The organism is Bacillus sp. ATD (genome assembly GCF_050585765.1).
Classification (GTDB): domain Bacteria; phylum Bacillota; class Bacilli; order Bacillales; family Bacillaceae; genus Bacillus; species Bacillus stercoris.
The window spans coordinates 55,911-71,825 of sequence record NZ_JBOBQH010000009.1 but is presented as its reverse complement, the minus strand read 5'-3'; the positions used below and the strand labels follow the sequence as shown (position 1 = coordinate 71,825).

The 15,915-nt window shown below is 45.4% G+C and carries 17 protein-coding genes and 2 riboswitches; of the genes, 10 read left to right on the top strand and 7 right to left on the bottom strand.

The window, feature by feature from the left end:
- Positions 1 to 55 precede the first annotated feature (55 nt).
- From ACQXR1_RS18065 to ACQXR1_RS18030, 8 genes are all read left to right on the top strand, one after another.
- Entirely contained in the window at positions 56 to 583 is a 528-nt protein-coding gene (locus ACQXR1_RS18065) for a DinB family protein (RefSeq protein ID WP_430772607.1), read from the top strand.
- A complete protein-coding gene (locus ACQXR1_RS18060; protein WP_040083338.1) occupies positions 573 to 1,088 on the top strand; it encodes a GNAT family N-acetyltransferase in 516 nt (171 codons plus the stop codon). The genes ACQXR1_RS18065 and ACQXR1_RS18060 overlap by 11 nt, the downstream gene beginning before the upstream one ends.
- 32 nt (positions 1,089 to 1,120) lie before the next feature.
- Positions 1,121 to 1,232: riboswitch (guanidine-I (ykkC/yxkD leader) on the top strand.
- A 77-nt stretch (positions 1,233 to 1,309) separates the two neighbouring features.
- A complete protein-coding gene (ykkC, locus tag ACQXR1_RS18055; protein WP_134975619.1) occupies positions 1,310 to 1,648 on the top strand; it encodes a multidrug efflux SMR transporter subunit YkkC in 339 nt (112 codons plus the stop codon).
- Positions 1,648 to 1,965, top strand: a complete 318-nt coding sequence (gene ykkD, locus ACQXR1_RS18050; protein WP_014476583.1) for a multidrug efflux SMR transporter subunit YkkD — start codon at positions 1,648 to 1,650, stop codon at positions 1,963 to 1,965. Before ykkC ends, ykkD begins: the two co-directional genes overlap by 1 nt.
- Before the next feature lie 70 nt (positions 1,966 to 2,035).
- A complete protein-coding gene (gene purU, locus ACQXR1_RS18045) occupies positions 2,036 to 2,938 on the top strand; it encodes a formyltetrahydrofolate deformylase (protein WP_014663695.1) in 903 nt (300 codons plus the stop codon).
- A gap of 350 nt (positions 2,939 to 3,288) precedes the next feature.
- The gene (gene proB / locus ACQXR1_RS18040; protein WP_430772606.1) at positions 3,289 to 4,386 is read left to right on the top strand and encodes a glutamate 5-kinase; all 1,098 of its coding nucleotides are present in this window, start codon (positions 3,289 to 3,291) and stop codon (positions 4,384 to 4,386) included.
- Positions 4,387 to 4,397: 11 nt separating this feature from the next.
- Positions 4,398 to 5,645: a glutamate-5-semialdehyde dehydrogenase gene (proA, locus tag ACQXR1_RS18035; RefSeq protein WP_430772605.1), complete on the top strand. Its 1,248-nt coding sequence runs from the start codon at positions 4,398 to 4,400 to the stop codon at positions 5,643 to 5,645.
- 127 nt (positions 5,646 to 5,772) lie between these two features.
- Positions 5,773 to 6,198: an organic hydroperoxide resistance protein gene (locus ACQXR1_RS18030; RefSeq protein WP_014663698.1), complete on the top strand. Its 426-nt coding sequence runs from the start codon at positions 5,773 to 5,775 to the stop codon at positions 6,196 to 6,198.
- Between the two features lie 40 nt (positions 6,199 to 6,238).
- Here ACQXR1_RS18030 and ohrR read toward each other — a convergent pair whose 3' ends face one another.
- Positions 6,239 to 6,673, bottom strand: a complete 435-nt coding sequence (ohrR, locus tag ACQXR1_RS18025; RefSeq protein ID WP_014663699.1) for an organic hydroperoxide resistance transcriptional regulator OhrR — start codon at positions 6,671 to 6,673, stop codon at positions 6,239 to 6,241.
- 142 nt (positions 6,674 to 6,815) lie between these two features.
- Here ohrR and ACQXR1_RS18020 point away from each other — a divergent pair, with 142 nt between their 5' ends.
- On the top strand, positions 6,816 to 7,226 hold the full coding sequence (locus tag ACQXR1_RS18020; RefSeq protein ID WP_014663700.1) for an organic hydroperoxide resistance protein: 411 nt from the start codon (positions 6,816 to 6,818) through the stop codon (positions 7,224 to 7,226).
- Positions 7,227 to 7,552: 326 nt separating this feature from the next.
- Here ACQXR1_RS18020 and guaD read toward each other — a convergent pair whose 3' ends face one another.
- The 3 genes from guaD to isp all read right to left on the bottom strand — a co-directional run bounded on the left by guaD (position 7,553) and on the right by isp (position 11,858).
- Complete coding sequence (guaD, locus tag ACQXR1_RS18015; protein WP_306289866.1) at positions 7,553 to 8,023, bottom strand: guanine deaminase; 471 nt, start codon at positions 8,021 to 8,023, stop codon at positions 7,553 to 7,555.
- A gap of 172 nt (positions 8,024 to 8,195) precedes the next feature.
- Positions 8,196 to 10,484, bottom strand: a complete 2,289-nt coding sequence (gene metE / locus ACQXR1_RS18010) for a 5-methyltetrahydropteroyltriglutamate--homocysteine S-methyltransferase (RefSeq protein ID WP_430772604.1) — start codon at positions 10,482 to 10,484, stop codon at positions 8,196 to 8,198.
- Between the two features lie 127 nt (positions 10,485 to 10,611).
- A riboswitch (SAM riboswitch) is annotated at positions 10,612 to 10,767 on the bottom strand.
- A 131-nt stretch (positions 10,768 to 10,898) separates the two neighbouring features.
- The gene (gene isp / locus ACQXR1_RS18005) at positions 10,899 to 11,858 is read right to left on the bottom strand and encodes a serine protease Isp (protein WP_014663706.1); all 960 of its coding nucleotides are present in this window, start codon (positions 11,856 to 11,858) and stop codon (positions 10,899 to 10,901) included.
- A 222-nt stretch (positions 11,859 to 12,080) separates the two neighbouring features.
- Here isp and rsbRB point away from each other — a divergent pair, with 222 nt between their 5' ends.
- Positions 12,081 to 12,914 carry an RsbT co-antagonist RsbRB gene (rsbRB, locus tag ACQXR1_RS18000; RefSeq protein ID WP_227098458.1) on the top strand — a complete coding sequence of 278 codons (834 nt, stop codon included), beginning with the start codon at positions 12,081 to 12,083 and terminating at the stop codon, positions 12,912 to 12,914.
- 31 nt (positions 12,915 to 12,945) lie between these two features.
- Here the strand turns inward: rsbRB and thiX are convergent, their stop codons facing one another.
- From thiX to ACQXR1_RS17985, 3 genes are read right to left on the bottom strand one after another with little or no spacing between them, the layout of a single operon-like run.
- Positions 12,946 to 13,710: an HMP/thiamine ABC transporter permease ThiX gene (gene thiX, locus ACQXR1_RS17995; RefSeq protein WP_430772603.1), complete on the bottom strand. Its 765-nt coding sequence runs from the start codon at positions 13,708 to 13,710 to the stop codon at positions 12,946 to 12,948.
- Entirely contained in the window at positions 13,685 to 15,328 is a 1,644-nt protein-coding gene (locus ACQXR1_RS17990; RefSeq protein ID WP_430772602.1) for an ABC transporter ATP-binding protein, read from the bottom strand. The genes thiX and ACQXR1_RS17990 overlap by 26 nt, the downstream gene beginning before the upstream one ends.
- Positions 15,315 to 15,914, bottom strand: a complete 600-nt coding sequence (locus ACQXR1_RS17985) for an ECF transporter S component (protein WP_014663711.1) — start codon at positions 15,912 to 15,914, stop codon at positions 15,315 to 15,317. The genes ACQXR1_RS17990 and ACQXR1_RS17985 overlap by 14 nt, the downstream gene beginning before the upstream one ends.
- Position 15,915 lies beyond the last annotated feature (1 nt).

Below are 15,915 nucleotides of genomic sequence, written 5' to 3'. Positions count from 1 at the left end.
TTAAAGGGAATTTTTGTTTGGTGTCAAATGTACCTAGTTAGGAGGGGAGCTGAACATGAAGGACTTATTCATAAGAAAAGATATGGCACCAACGGTCAGTCTGCTATATTCCGCAGTGGAAGAAAACAGTCTCCGTCTGGCTTCTATCGTAAGCCACATGACGCACAGTGAACTTTACTATAAGGGGCGCTACCAAACAAAAAACAGCACGGCTCAGCTTTTGCACCATATCGCAAATGTTGATATCAGATGGGTCTGGCGGATCAAGGGAAATCGGATACCGAATCATATTGAACAGGCATACGGCCCGATGACAGATCAAAACGGACAGCTGCCTGAACCGAAGAATCAACCCGGATTAGATGAACTCCTGAAAAGACATCAGCATGTGGTAAACGAGCTGAAATCGGTTTGTTACACCTTAACTGAAAATGATTTGCATCAGCCGCTTTCTTACGATGGTGACACCGCGACCATACGGTGGGGCATTTGGCATATGTCAGATCATAGCCGCTATCATCAAGCACATATTGAAGCCCTCAAAAAAGAATGGAAGCAGGATGTGGCGAAATATGAGCGCTAAAACGAAGCTTGTAACCGATCGAATTCGTTTGCGCTGTATGGAAGATCGGGATCAGGCTTATTTGTTTGAACTTTTTAACGATCCTGACGTCATGAAATATTACTCCGGTTTAAAAGATAAGAGGCAAACCCGCGAGTGGATCAATTGGAACAAACGAAATGAAAAAGGGTACGGCGTCAGTCTGTGGGTCGCCGAAGATAAGCGGACAGGGGATTTTTTGGGACAATGCGGCATCGTACCCCAGCAGATCGAAAATCAAACAGTAATGGAAATTGGCTATATGTTTGCCCGCCGCCACTGGGGGAACGGCTATGCGCAAGAAGCGGCTCGGGCCTGTCTGGACTATGGCTTTAACGAGCGGCAGTTCGGCAAAATGGCGGCTTTGATTGATCCGGGTAACAAAGCGTCCATACGGGTAGCGGAGAAAATCGGCATGCATTACAGCAAAACGATCAGAAAATGGAATAAACCGATCGCTGTTTATGAAAGAAAATCTTACAATTGAAAGATAGAGCTGAGTTTAGTATCATGATATCATGTAAAGTTTTCTAGGGTTCCGCATGTCAATGGACATGGACTGGTCCGAGAGAAAACACATACGCGTAAATAGAAGCGCGTATGCACACGGAGGGAAAAAAGCCCGGGAGAGTCAAGCTCATTATGAGTCGACTGTCCGGGGTTTTTTTGTTTTCGGAGAATCTTAATAGATAGAAAGGAATGACTCAAATGAAATGGGGATTGGTCGTGCTTGCCGCTGCTTTCGAGGTTGTTTGGGTGATAGGCTTAAAGCACGCTGACTCAGCCTTAACATGGAGCGGCACTGCCATCGGCATCATATTCAGCTTTTATCTTCTAATAAAAGCAACTCATAGTCTGCCTGTCGGTACCGTATACGCCGTCTTTACCGGACTCGGCACAGCGGGAACGGTACTTAGTGAAATTATTCTGTTTCATGAACCAATTGGGTGGCCGAAGCTATTGTTAATTGGCGTGCTCTTAATCGGTGTCATCGGATTGAAGCTTGTGACACAGGATGAGACAGAGGAAAAAGGAGGAGGGGCATAATGCTGCACTGGATCAGTTTACTGTGCGCGGGCTGTTTAGAAATGGCCGGCGTGGCCCTTATGAATCAATATGCGAAGGAAAAAAGCGTGAAATGGGTGCTGTTGATCATTGTTGGTTTTGCCGCTTCATTTTCCTTGCTGTCGTACGCAATGGAAACCATTCCGATGGGAACGGCTTACGCGGTCTGGACAGGGATTGGCACCGCCGGCGGGGCGCTTGTCGGCATCCTCTTTTACAAGGAGCAAAAAGACGCCAAACGGATCTTCTTTATCGCGTTGATTTTATGCTCAGCGGTTGGTTTAAAAATTTTGTCATAAATTGATTTTTATCAAATCTTCAGTATAATGGATAAATAGTTTAGACTTACAAAGATAAGAGGGATTATTCATGAAATCATATATGACTCAGCGGATGGACGATTACCGTGACGGAAATGAGGATAAAGGGCGCCTTTTGGTCAGCTGTCCCGATCAGCCGGGGATCGTCTCCGCGGTTTCCGCGTTTTTATTTGAACACGGCGCTAATATTATAGAATCAAATCAATATACGACAGACCCTGAAGGCGGGCGGTTCTTCCTGAGAATCGAATTCGACTGTGCGGGCATTCGTGAGAAAAAAGAATCCCTTCAAGCGGCGTTTGCCTCTGTTGCGGAAAAATTCGACATGACCTGGAGCTTAACATTGGCAAGCGAGCTGAAGCGCGTCGCCATCTTTGTTTCGAAGGAGCTTCACTGCCTGCATGAGCTGATTTGGGAATGGCAAACCGGCAACCTTATGGCGGAGATCGCTGTTGTCATCAGTAACCATGAGGAAGCGAGAGAGCTGGTTGAGCGCCTGAACATTCCATTCCACTATATGAAAGCGAACAAAGACATCAGAGCGGAAGTCGAAAAAAAGCAGCTTGAACTGCTGGAGCAGTACGATATTGATGTGATTGTGCTCGCACGCTATATGCAGATTCTAACTCCTGATTTTGTTTCGGCTCATCCGAATCGCATCATCAATATCCACCATTCATTCCTGCCTGCTTTTATCGGTGCGAATCCGTACAAACGGGCCTACGAGCGCGGCGTGAAACTGATCGGTGCGACATCTCACTATGTGACAAACGATCTTGATGAAGGGCCGATCATTGAACAGGATATTGAGCGAGTAGACCACCGCGATAATGCGGAAGCGTTGAAAAACATCGGAAGAACAATTGAGCGCAGCGTGCTTGCCCGTGCTGTGAAATGGCATTTGGAAGACCGCGTCATCGTTCATGAAAATAAAACAATCGTCTTTAACTAGACCGCAAAATGCCCGCGCAATGCGGGCTATTTTTGATCACAAAAAACCTTGACAAGTGTCTCTTTTCTTTGCATAATATAAAAAAATCATTGAGCGTTGAAGAGGATTAGTAAGCAGACCTTTCTGTGACAGAGAGCAAAATGACCCGCTGAAACATTTTGCCGCATGAAACCTGCCGAACCTGCCTTGGAGTCTTAGGGGGAAAACCTAGGCGCATAACCTGGCGTTACAGGAGAGCGGAGCGTGCACAAGCGCGTTCAATCAAGGTGGTACCACGGAAACCCATTTCGTCCTTATGAATCAGGATGAAATGGGTTTTTTTATTGTAGAAGAGCCGCGGAGGAGAATAAATGAAAAAACAAAGAATAGTAGTGAAAATAGGAAGCAGTTCGCTCACGAATAGCAAAGGGAGCATTGATGAGGCAAAAATCAGAGAGCATGTTCAGGCCATTTCCGTGTTGAAAAAAGCGGGGCATGAAATGATCCTGATTACCTCGGGAGCCGTAGCGGCGGGGTTTTCAAGCCTCGGTTATCCGTCCCGCCCCGTTACCATCAAAGGAAAACAGGCGGCAGCCGCGGTCGGACAAACACTGTTAATGCAGCAATATATGAATCACTTTAAACAATACTCATTGACTCCGGGACAAATCCTTTTAACGAGAAATGATTTTTCGAAAAGAGAACGGTATCGAAACGCATATGCTACGATAATGGAATTATTAGAACGGGGCGTCATTCCGATTATCAACGAGAACGATTCCACATCTGTTGAAGAATTGACTTTCGGAGATAATGATATGCTTTCTGCATTAGTCAGCGGATTGATTCACGCAGACCAGCTTATGATTCTCACCGACATCAACGGACTGTATGATGCCAATCCGAATGAAAATCCTGAGGCGAAACGATTTGATTATTTGCCGGAGATCACGCCTGAAATGCTTGGATATGCAGGTTCAGCCGGATCAAAGGTCGGCACCGGCGGAATGAAATCAAAACTGTTAGCCGCACAAACCGCGCTGTCTCTTGGAGTGAAAGTGTTCATTGGAACAGGCAGCGGGGCGCAAAAACTTGCGGACATTTTGGACGGGAGGGGAGACGGCACTTATATCGGAGACAAAGAACTGTCTTCGGTTAACAACACGAGGCAGTGGATTCAGTTCCACTCTCCGATATCTGGAGAAATCATCATTGATGCGGGTGCCGAACAGGCGATGATCCATAACGGAAGCAGTCTGCTGCCCGCTGGCGTTGTGGGCGTTAACGGAAGTTTTCCGAAAGGGGCGGTTGTGGAAGTCAGGGGACCGGGCGGCGTGATCGGTAAAGGCCAAACTCATTACTCCTCCGAGGAGATTATGGAGGCTAAAGGCAAACGAAGTGACGAACTTGATTTTGAGAAAACGTTTGAGGTTATTCATAGGAATGACTGGGTCAATGTAAAAGACTAGGAGGCGGAAAAATGAGTGAAGTTTCTGTAAAAGCGAAGCAGGCGAAAGAAGCAGCAGCCGAAATGATCATGAAAACAACAGTCGAGAAGGATGAGGCGCTCAGTCTCATTGCAAACGGACTCCGTAAAGAACTGGATTTTCTCTTGGCGGAGAATGCAAAAGACATTGAGAACGGAAAAGAGAATGGTTTAACACCGGACATCATTGACCGTCTCACGCTGGATGAGAAACGTATACGCGATATCGCGGACGCGGTGGAGCTCTTAATCGACTTAGCGGACCCGGTCGGCGACTCTCTTGAAACGATTGAAAAAGAAAACGGCCTGTTTATTGAAAAAATCCGTGTGCCGCTCGGTGTCGTAGGAATGATTTATGAGGCGAGGCCAAACGTCACAGTCGATGCGGCTACCCTTTGCCTAAAGACAGGGAACGCGGTTGTTCTGCGGGGGAGCTCCTCAGCCATCCACAGCAACAAAGCGCTCGTCAGTGTCATTCACAGAGCTCTTGAGCAATCAGCGCTTCCGATTCACGCTGTACAGCTGATTGAAGATACGAGCAGAGAGACAGCAAAAGAGCTCTTTACGTTAAATGATGGCTTAGACGTATTGATTCCGCGCGGAGGCAAGAAACTGATTGATCTCGTTGTAAGAGAATCAACAGTTCCTGTATTAGAAACAGGAGCGGGAAACTGCCATATATTCATCGATGAAACGGCTAAACCGCAAATGACAGAAAAGGTTGTCGTAAATGCCAAAACGCAGCGGCCTTCCGTATGCAACGCGATTGAATCATTGCTGATTCACAAGGCATGGGCAAGACAGCACGGGAAAGAATTGCTGACCCAGCTGGAAAACGCGGGAGTTGAAATTCGCGGTGATGAACTTGTATGTGAACTTCACCCTTCAAGCAAACAAGCATCAAAAGAAGATTGGGAAACTGAATTTTTAGCGCCTGTCCTCAGCGTAAAGACGGTTGAGAACGTCCAAGAAGCTGTGAAGCATATCCAACAATACGGCACCAATCATTCTGAAGCGATATTAACTGAAAATGACAAAAACGCGGCTTATTTTCAAACGGCTGTCGATGCTGCCGCTGTCTATCATAACGCGTCAACCCGTTTTACTGATGGCTTTGAATTCGGCTACGGAGCCGAAATCGGCATCAGCACGCAAAAGCTTCATGCAAGAGGGCCAATGGGGCTTCCTGCACTGACTTCTACTAAATACATCATTAAAGGAACTGGGCAAATCCGCGAATAGCGGGGAAATATTTGATACAGAAGCTTATCTCGTTACGGGATAAGCTTTTTTGTGCGGCAAAAAATTGACATCGCAAAATAGATTGTGTACAATTTAATTGTACAAAATGAATTAGGGGGATAAAAAAATGAGTCAGCCATTATTTACAGCAACTGTTTCAGCGGTAGGAGGAAGAGAAGGAAAGGTCATTTCATCAGACCGCGTTCTTGAGCTTGATGTCGCAATGCCGGGAACACCAAGAGCAAAGAAATTAGAAAAAGCGACAAATCCAGAGCAGCTCTTTGCAGCGGGTTATGCAGCTTGCTTTGACAGTGCATTGCAGCTTGTCGCAAGAACAGAACGGGTAAAAGTAGAGACAGAGGTTACAGCGAATGTCAGCCTGTTAAAGGATGAAGCGGACCAGGGCTATAAGCTGGGTGTGACGTTGCAGGTGAAAGGAGAAGGAGTCAGTGCATCAGAATTGGAGGCGCTTGTGAAAAAAGCGCACGGCGTCTGCCCGTATTCAAAAGCAACCTCCGGAAATATTGAAGTGACGCTTGAAGTTGTTGAATAAATAAAAAGAGGATGCCCCGCACAGGGCATCCTCAATTTTTTTAATGAAGTGTTTCCAACAATGTATATAGAGCGGACTTTAACTGTTTGAGATCCTCTCCAGATAGCTTTGAGAGCCCTAGAATCGTCTCTGGAATGTCAACCGCTTTTTCTTTTAATAACGCTCCGTCCTCTGTCAGGCTGACCAACACGGATCGCTCATCCTCTTCAGATCTTTTTCTCGTAATCAAACCCTGTTGTTCCATTCGTTTAAGCATTGGAGTAAGTGTCCCTGAATCTAAATACAGCAGCTCGCCCATTTTTTTGACAGTAAGCGTTTCATGTTCCCATAACAAAAGCAAAGCCAAATATTGAGGGTATGTTACATTCAGCTTATCAAGCAGCGGCTTGTATTGCTTTGTCATTTCCCGCGAACTCGCATATAGCAAAAAACAAAGCTGATTCTCCAATTTCATATGATCAAATTTATTTTCCATTTTGTTCACCAACTCTTTTTGTCATTCGATTCTATTGTATCTGAAAAACTTCACTTTTCCTATTCTCGGCAAACATAGCATGTTTAAAAAGATCAGAAAGGGAAATATAACAACTAGATATAAATAAGGAGGCTGAATACAAATGGCATTATTTACAGCAAAAGTAACCGCGCGAGGCGGACGGGCAGGACATATTAAGTCAGATGACGGTGTTCTTGATTTTGATATTGTGATGCCAAACGCGAAAAAAGAAGGACAAACCGGCACCAATCCGGAACAGCTCTTTGCGGCAGGGTATGCTGCATGCTTCGGCGGCGCGCTCGAACATGTGGCCAAAGAGCAAAATATCGAAATTGATTCGGAGATTGAAGGGCAGGTCAGCCTCATGAAGGATGAGAGCGATGGCGGCTTTAAAATCGGTGTCACACTTGTTGTGAACACGAAAGATTTAGACCGGGAAAAGGCACAAGAGCTTGTCAACGCCGCTCATGAATTCTGCCCTTACTCCAAGGCAACCAGAGGAAATGTTGATGTGAAACTAGAATTAAAATAATAACCGGCATCCTGAGACTCTCAGGATGTTTTTTGTGTGGAAGCAAACAGAGTGGGCATGATTTTTCTCGAGGTCTGAAACATGTCTTATAAATGGATTCAGACTTATGCATGATGAATTGACGCGGAATGGAATAGGGGTGGGGCACAGATGATTGATAAAATGTCAGAGAAGCGATCACAGCGTTTGAAGCCTGAAAAGTTACAGGTGAAGCGGGCGGCTGGTGCGATGTCTGCCGTGCTGAATTGGCGTATTTGACTGCTGTTTTGGGTCATAGCGGCTACTTGAAGAAATAACACGAATCAGGCCGTACATGCCTGATTCTCTTAATATTCTTTCTTATCGGCTAAATTCCGCCATGCTTGAAACGGGGATAAATGCTCTGTCAGAGTCACTTGATAAAAGGGAATTGTTCTTTCTTCAACGGGTTTATCAATTTCTTCATAAATGAATGAATCATCAAACCCGGCTTCGGCAGCGTCTGTATGCTCCGCTGCATAGAAAACGGCTTTCGGCCGGGCCCAGTAGATGGCGCCCAAACACATTGGGCATGGTTCACAGCTCGTATACAAAATGCAGTCATCAAGCTGGTATGCTCCTAAGACCTTACAGGCGTTCCGAATAGCTGTAACTTCCGCGTGGGCAGTCGGATCATTGCTTGTTGTGACGTTGTTCTGGCCCTCTGCAATAATGGCTCCGTCTTTCACGATAACGGCTCCAAAAGGCCCGCCAATTCCTGCATTCACTCCTTCACATGCGAGAGTGACAGCCCGTTTTAAAAACGTTTCATGATTCATCCAATCCCTCCTGTCAATAGAGTGTTATTAGTATAGCCGAAAAGAATGCAAAGAACATTCTTAAATAAGTGCAAAATAAACAAAGTATTTGGGGGATTTGCTAAAATGAGAAACCGATTGTGGCTGTATTATAGAAAAAACCACCTGCCAAATGCAGATGGTTTTTGAAAAATTATACTAGCTGTGTTTGCTGTGCTCTCGCCTGCTTTGCAGCTTCAACCATGTTTTTCAATGCGGCAACCGTTTCTTCCTGCTGTCTTGTTTTCAATCCGCAGTCCGGATTTACCCAGAAGCGGTCAGTCGGACAGACGGCAAGCGCCTCAACAATAATGTTGTACATTTCTTCAGTTGACGGCACACGAGGGCTGTGAATATCATATACACCAAGGCCAAGCCCTTTCAAATACGGGTGGTCTTTTAAGTAATCTAAAAATCCTCCGTGGCTTCTGCTATGTTCGATTGTAATCACATCGGCATCAAGATCATTGATCGTATCAACGATATCTTCGAAGTTGCTGTAGCACATATGTGTATGAATCTGTGTCTCGTTTTTCACGGAAGAAGTGGTTAATCTGAATGCTTCTGCCGCCCAAGTCAAATACTCATCCCAATCGTGGGTTTTCAATGGAAGGCCTTCACGCAGCGCTGGTTCATCGACCTGAATGATTTGGATGCCTGCGTCTTCAAGCGCTTTAACTTCTTTACGAAGAGCAAGCCCGATTTGGAAGGCGATTTCTTTTCTCGAAATGTCGTTTCGAGGGAAAGACCAGTTTAAGATTGTAACAGGTCCCGTCAGCATTCCTTTCACATGCTTGGAAGTCAGTGACTGTGCATAGACTGTGTCTTTCACTGTCATCGGTTCAATAAATTCAACATCTCCGTAAATGACTGGCGGGCGTACACAGCGTGATCCGTATGATTGAACCCAGGCGTATTTAGTGAAGGCGAAACCGGCCAGCTTTTCACCGAAGTATTCGACCATGTCTGTCCGTTCAAATTCGCCGTGAACAAGGACATCAAGCTCCAATTCTTCTTGAATATCAATCCATCTTTTTGTTTCCGCATTGATAAAGTTTTGATACTGTTCATCGGACCACTCAGCTTTCCGCCATTTTTGGCGCGCGCTCCGCACTTCAGCAGACTGCGGGAAGCTGCCGATCGTTGTCGTCGGCAAAAGCGGAAGGCCGAGAGATTCATTTTGCAGGGCTAAACGTTCTTCAAACGGAATAGGACGCTTGAAGTCTTTATCAGTTAATTGCTCAAGCTCTTTCTTTTGTTCAGAATTGGCGCCTGTTGCAAACTGTTTAAGCGCCTGGATATCAGCCTTAGCCTGCTGAATCTCTTCGCTGATCGCCGCTTTTCCTGATACTAATCCCTCTTTCAAAGCTGTCAGCTCGGCCAGCTTTTCTTTTGCGTAGGATAATCCGTTCAATAGATCTGTTTCCAAGTGCTCATCGGGGTGTTTCGCTACTGGAACATGCAGCAGGCTGCTTGAAGGCTGAATCCACAGTTCATCAACTTTTGCAACGCTGAGAATATCAAGAACGGCATCGAGACGCTCTTCAAGATCTGCTTTCCAAATATTGCGTCCGTCGATAACGCCGGCTGCCAGCACTTTGTCTGTCGGAAAGCCATGTGTTTTGAGCTGCTCCAGGTTTCTCCCTTTATCGTGAACAAAATCAAGGCCGATTCCCTGAACTGGGTAAGAGATCAGCTCTTCATAAGCATCAACAGAATCAAAATACGTCTGCAAAAGCACATTCAAGGATGAAAGCTCACTTGTAATGCTTTCAAATAATTCTTTTGCGCCGCGGACATCTTCGCTAGAAGCGGTAACGAGCGCCGGCTCATCAATTTGAACCCATTTTACGCCTTCTTCTTCAAGCTCCTTCAAAAGCTGTACATATAATGGCACAAGGCGTTTTTGGATCGCTTTTGCTTCAGACGGTTCATAGCCTTTAGCAAGCGTAATAAATGTATAAGGGCCGACAATCACAGGCTTTGTTTCAACACCGTATGCCTCTTTGATACGGCGATAATCTTCGAGCTGTTTATTTCTTGTCAGACGGAACTCAATGCTCTCGTCATATTCCGGAACGATGTAATGGTAATTTGTATTAAACCATTTTGTCATTTCACTGGATACAGCGTCTTTGATTCCGCGGGCGATAGCGAAGTATGTATCGGTAGCGTCAGTCAAATGCCTGAACCGTTTCGGGATCCAGTTGAAGCTGACGGCTGTGTCGAGTACATGGTCATACTGTGTGAAATCAGAAACAGGCACAACATCAATCTGCTGGTCAATTTGTGTTTTTACTGCGGATAAAAATAGTTCGTCAATTTGCTTCAAAAACGTATCTTTATCAGTACTGCCTTTCCAATACGCTTCAAGTGCTTTTTTCCATTCTCGGTTCAGTCCGATTCTGGGAAATCCTAAATTCGATGTTTTGATAGTTGTCATTGTTTCTCCTCCTTTATATGTAAAACACTCTCGTTAACCCGCGGATACAGGCTGCTAAGAGGTTTTCTCACAACAAAAAGCCTCTTTCCCATGAGAGAAAGAGGCTTTTCTACGTAAAACACTGCCTCTCTCATCTCTCAGATTCAATCTGATGGAATTAGCACCGTGCCTTATGAGACATCAGTCTCGGCGCGAAAAGCAGTGCGCCCCATTTCACAATGGTATTACGGTCGGTTGCTGTTGGGGTCAAAAGGCCAATCCCTCGCCCAACTCTCGATAAGAGAAAATGTTATTAATTTTTTGAAAAGTTGAATCATTTGTTGGTAATCTTAACAGTAATTCAAATTCATTGTCAACATAGAATTTGAAATTTTATTTACATGATTTGGGGCTTATTATATAAGAAAAATAATTTTATAGGGTCAACAAATGTGATTGCTCTGCTTTTTCTGCGAGCTCATCAGGAGCTGTTAAATACAGGAATCCATTGCCTGCCAGCGTTTTTGCAATATCAAGAGGAAGTGTCCTGCGGATTAGCTGTGCGAAAACTTCAGATTCTGAAAGCTTTCTTTGAAATGATTCTTCTTCATAGCTTTTGATTAAAGCAAGCGCACCGCTGACATGAGGGGCAGCCATTGAAGTGCCGGTAAGCTTACCGTACTTCTTGTTGGGAAGGGTGGATAAGATGTTTTCACCTGGTGCCACAAGGTCAATCTCTTTATTGGCGTTAGAAAATTCTGATAATTCTCGTGCTACAGAAACAGATCCAACTGCAATCACTTCATTATAAGCCGCAGGGTAGGAAAGCTCTTCTGTGCGTTCGTCGCCGTCACCCTCATTTCCCGCTGCACACACGACAAGCACTCCGTTTTTGACCGCGTTTTTCACGGCTTCTTCCAGTTCCGGCACATCACTTGGTCCGCCAAGGGACATTGAGATGATATCGACTTTCTGTTCCACCGCATAGTTAATGCCGTTGATGATCCATTCGTATTGTCCGCTGCCGTTCTCGCCGCCAAGAACCTTCACAATCAATAGGCTTGCCTCAGGCGCGACTCCGGCAATGCCTCCGTTTGAATCATTAGCTGCAATCGTTCCGGCGACGTGTGTGCCGTGTCCGTTGTAGTCGGAAATCGCATCTTCCTTGCCGCCATCGTCATCCGTAAAGTTCTTCCCGCCAATGATTTGGCTTTTTAAATCTGGATGGCTCGTGTCGCACCCCGTGTCCAATACAGCAATTTTTACATTCTTGCCTTTTACCCCTTTCGCCCACATTTCTGGCGCCTTAATCACTTTAATGCCCTCAGGAAGCTCGTTTACATCCATGATCTGCTCATTCGTCACATACGGGATCAAGCGGATTTCACCATTCATAAAAAAGCCCTCCTTTTTTATGCTTTCAAGTGGATTCAAGGGTGTTGCCTCATATTATATGAAAAAAACAACCGATCGGACAGAGCCATTTGAAGCATTTTGAAAAAATAGGATACACACCAAAGAATTAGTAATTTTCAAAATATTGGATGGCTTCAGCGTGTATGACTGGGATTTAGCTGGCAGTCAAGTTATAATGGTGTTGGGGAAAGGAGCAGTGTGATGAAACTGAATGAAAAATTATATGCGTTTTTTTCAGAACATGTGGAGCAAATGGCCGAGGAATGGATAGAAACGATGGAGGAAAGTGATCCGAATTCGCTTTACGCCTTACATAATGCAACAGTAACGGAAGAATTGAAAGAGCAGGACAGAGAATTTTACCGGCATCTGAATTACATGTATGTTTTACCGGAAAAACAATTTCTCGAAGAATTTCAAGAATGGGTCATTGAGCTGACGAACGATCAAAAACATCTCGACACACCGGTTCAGTATGTCATTCGGGAGTTTATGAGAAACCGGAGATTATATACGAAGTATTTTGAGAAGTTCGCAGAAGAAAATGAGTCAGCATTTGAAACGGGCGAGAAGCAAAAATGGGCTGATTTGATTGTAAAAGTATTTGATTTCACCATTTATACATTCGTTGATCACGCTGAAATGAATGCTAAGCAGCAATTAAACGCCCAGAGAGAAATGATATTGGAATTAAGCTCACCTGTCATTACCCTGAGCAAATCAACAGCTCTGCTGCCGCTTGTCGGTGACATTGATACCGAACGGGCTAAGTTTATTCTGGAAAACACGCTTCAAGCTTGTGCAAAAAGACGCGTGGAGCATCTGTTAATCGATCTGTCAGGTGTTGTGGTAGTGGATACGATGGTGGCGCACCAGATTTTTAAATTGATTGAGGCGCTCAATCTGATCGGTGTCCGGTCAACCCTGTCAGGAATCAGGCCTGAGATTGCGCAAACCGCTGTACAGCTGGGAATTGACTTTTCGAATATTACCATTAAAACCAATCTTGCCCAAGCATTAAACTATCATCAATAAAAAAATCCGCTATCTTTGATAGCGGATTTTTTTATGAAGCGAAACATAAAGATACGAGAAAAGATCCCGCGAATAATAAGAGAACGAGGCAAAAGAACACCCAGTCGCGCCAGTTCACGGACAGCATCCTGTAATATGTCCGGTTTCTGCTTCCTGTAAAACCTTTCGATTCCATCGCAAGCGCTGTCCGTTCTGCTTTTCTGATGGCGCTTGCCAATAGCGGTATGGTATATCGTTTTAACCCGCTGATTTTATTTATGAAGCCGCTCTCCGCCGCACCTCCTCTGATTTTATGAGCCTGCTGGATCAGCTGGACCTCATCCTTTAACAGCGGAAGAAAGCGAAAGCCTGCAATGACACCGTACGCGAGCTTTGGTGAGAGCCTGCACTGCTGGACAAGGCTCAGCATAAATAAAATCGGATCGGTCGTAAAAACAAACATCATCGATAAGGCGGAAAAGCACAAAATACGAAACCCGAGAGAGATGCCGACAGACACATTATCGCTGTTAATGGAGATAGGGCCTGCTTGAAACAAAAAATTATCCGGTGTTGTCGGCACCTTTCCAAAAACGGCGGCTGTCCATACGCATCCGAATGCTAAAATCAAAAACGGAATCGTAAACAACAACCATTTTTTCAATGGGATTCCGGCCGCCAATAGAATACCCGCAACGATGATGATATAAAAACACGCCGGAGTGTAAGGGTTGTAAGTAAACGACAGCATGACGACACAACAAAAAACCGCCGCCGCTTTTACGGTTGGATTAATGAGATGTAACGGCTGCTTCATCGCGCACCTCCTCTTGATAGGCCATCCATTCATATAGAAGGGGAAGGGTGAGCTTTGCTTTTTGGGCAAGCCCTGTTTCTTGAGAAAACAACTGTGCTGGAGATCCATCAAAGGCCAAGCCTGTATTGTGAAGCACAAGCACGCTGTCAGCATACGAAGAGACTAGCTCCATATCGTGTGTAATCATGAGGACAGCGGTTCCCTCTGCCTTAATACGCTGAATCATTTCCATACATTCAGCCGCCGTGCGGGCGTCCTGTCCAAAGGTTGGTTCGTCTAATAATAAAACCTTTACGTCATGCATGAGCATGGTAGCAACGCTCAGTCGCCGTTTTTGCCCTTGGCTGACCGCAAACGGATGATGATCAGCCAAATGCGCAAGATCGAAACGATTCAGCAGGTGTTGCGCTTTTTTCTCAGTTTCAGCATTTACCTTCTGGCCGAACAGCAGCTCATCATACACCGTATCGGTGACGAATTGGTGTTCAGGGTTTTGAAAAACAAATCCCATTCGTTTACGCAATTCTTTTTCTTTATATTGCTGCAGCGGCTGATCATAGAGAAGGATTTTGCCGCTTTGCGGTTTCATAAGACGGGCCAGAACAGATAAGAGCGTCGATTTTCCAGTGCCGTTCGGGCCGACAAGCGCCGTCAAAGAGCCTTCGCGCAATGAAAAGCTGATGTCTTCGAAAATCGTTTGTTGTCCTCTCGCGAACGAAAGGCTGCGGACTTCGAGCACACTATTTCCAGAAGGAGTTTCCTTCTTTTCGGCACGCCCGGCAGGAAAGGGCTCTTTGAACAGCGTTTCTTTTGATAAAGTAAACGGCATACTCAGCTTTTCCTGCAGATGGCAGACCTTTGGAATTGCGATGCCCAATTTCTTTAGTGTCTCCGCTTCGTGCTGAAATAGATCTTTCGTCAGGCCATCCAGCGCTTTTTGGCCTGATTTATCGAGCACGATCGTTCTTTCAATCCAAGGCGCCCATTCATCAAGCTGATGCTCAATGACGAGGAGGCTGAAACCTTTTTCCCGCTGAAGATCTTTCATCAGATGAACGAATTCCCGCGCTGAGAAAGGGTCTAAAAGAGAAGTCGGCTCATCTAAAATAATAAGCTCAGGCTCCATCGCCAAAATACAGGCGAGAGCCACTTTCTGCTTTTGTCCTCCTGAAAGGGTGGATATCGTTTTTTCTTTTAAATGGGTAATACGTAATTTTTCTAATACGGCATTGATTTTCTCTGTCATTTCTTCTTTTGGAATCTGCAGATTTTCCAGCCCGAAAGCGATTTCGTCATCCACCGTCAGCATGCAGAACTGCTGATCGGGATCCTGAAAAACGACCCCGGCATGCTGAGCAATCGTTTCGGTGGTTTCAGCGTTTGTGACCGGCTTTTGAAATAGAAAGACATGTCCGGACTGAATGCCGTCGCAAGCCTCCGGATATAGACCGTTTAAACAAAGGGCGAGCGAGCTTTTACCGCACCCGCTGGGGCCTAGCAATAAAACACATTCTCCTTTTTGAAGCTCAAACGAAATATTTTGAAAAACCGGTTTTTCGTCTTCTTCATAAGAGAAGCTGAGCTGGTCAACTGTCAGAAGCTCGTCAAAGGCTTGCATGTTCTGACGCCCGCTTCCGTTTCTTTTTCAGTTCCTTTCCGAGTGCCATTCCGTTTAACACACCTGTATAAGCGAGAGAGTCGCTGACGGCTTTTCCGAGAAGGCCCGCCAAGAGCGCGCCGGAAATGAGACGGATTACAAGCATAATGAGCAGATAACCTGATGAATAGGCTGCATAGCCAGAAACAAAGAGATCGTAGATAAAGCTGGCTACTGAAGATCCCATTCCGGCCAGCATAAGGACAGGGAGAGAGTATGCTTTCCAGCGTGTTGCAAGGAATACAGCTTCAGCCCCGAGTCCTTGAACAATGCCGATGACGATGACCATCGGGCCAGACGGATTTCCCAGCAGGCACTCAACGAGAGCGGCAATGATTTCAGAAACGAGCGCCGCACCCGGTTTTCGAATGATGTATGCGGCGATGACCGAAACGATAAACCAAATACCGTAAATCGGTTCATAGGCAATTGGCCCAAACATACCTGCAAGCACGTTTCCGAAATGTGTAAATAATAAATAAACAACGGCAAATACGATACTGATAACGGACATGATGACAATTTCTTTTACTTTCCAGCTTTTCATG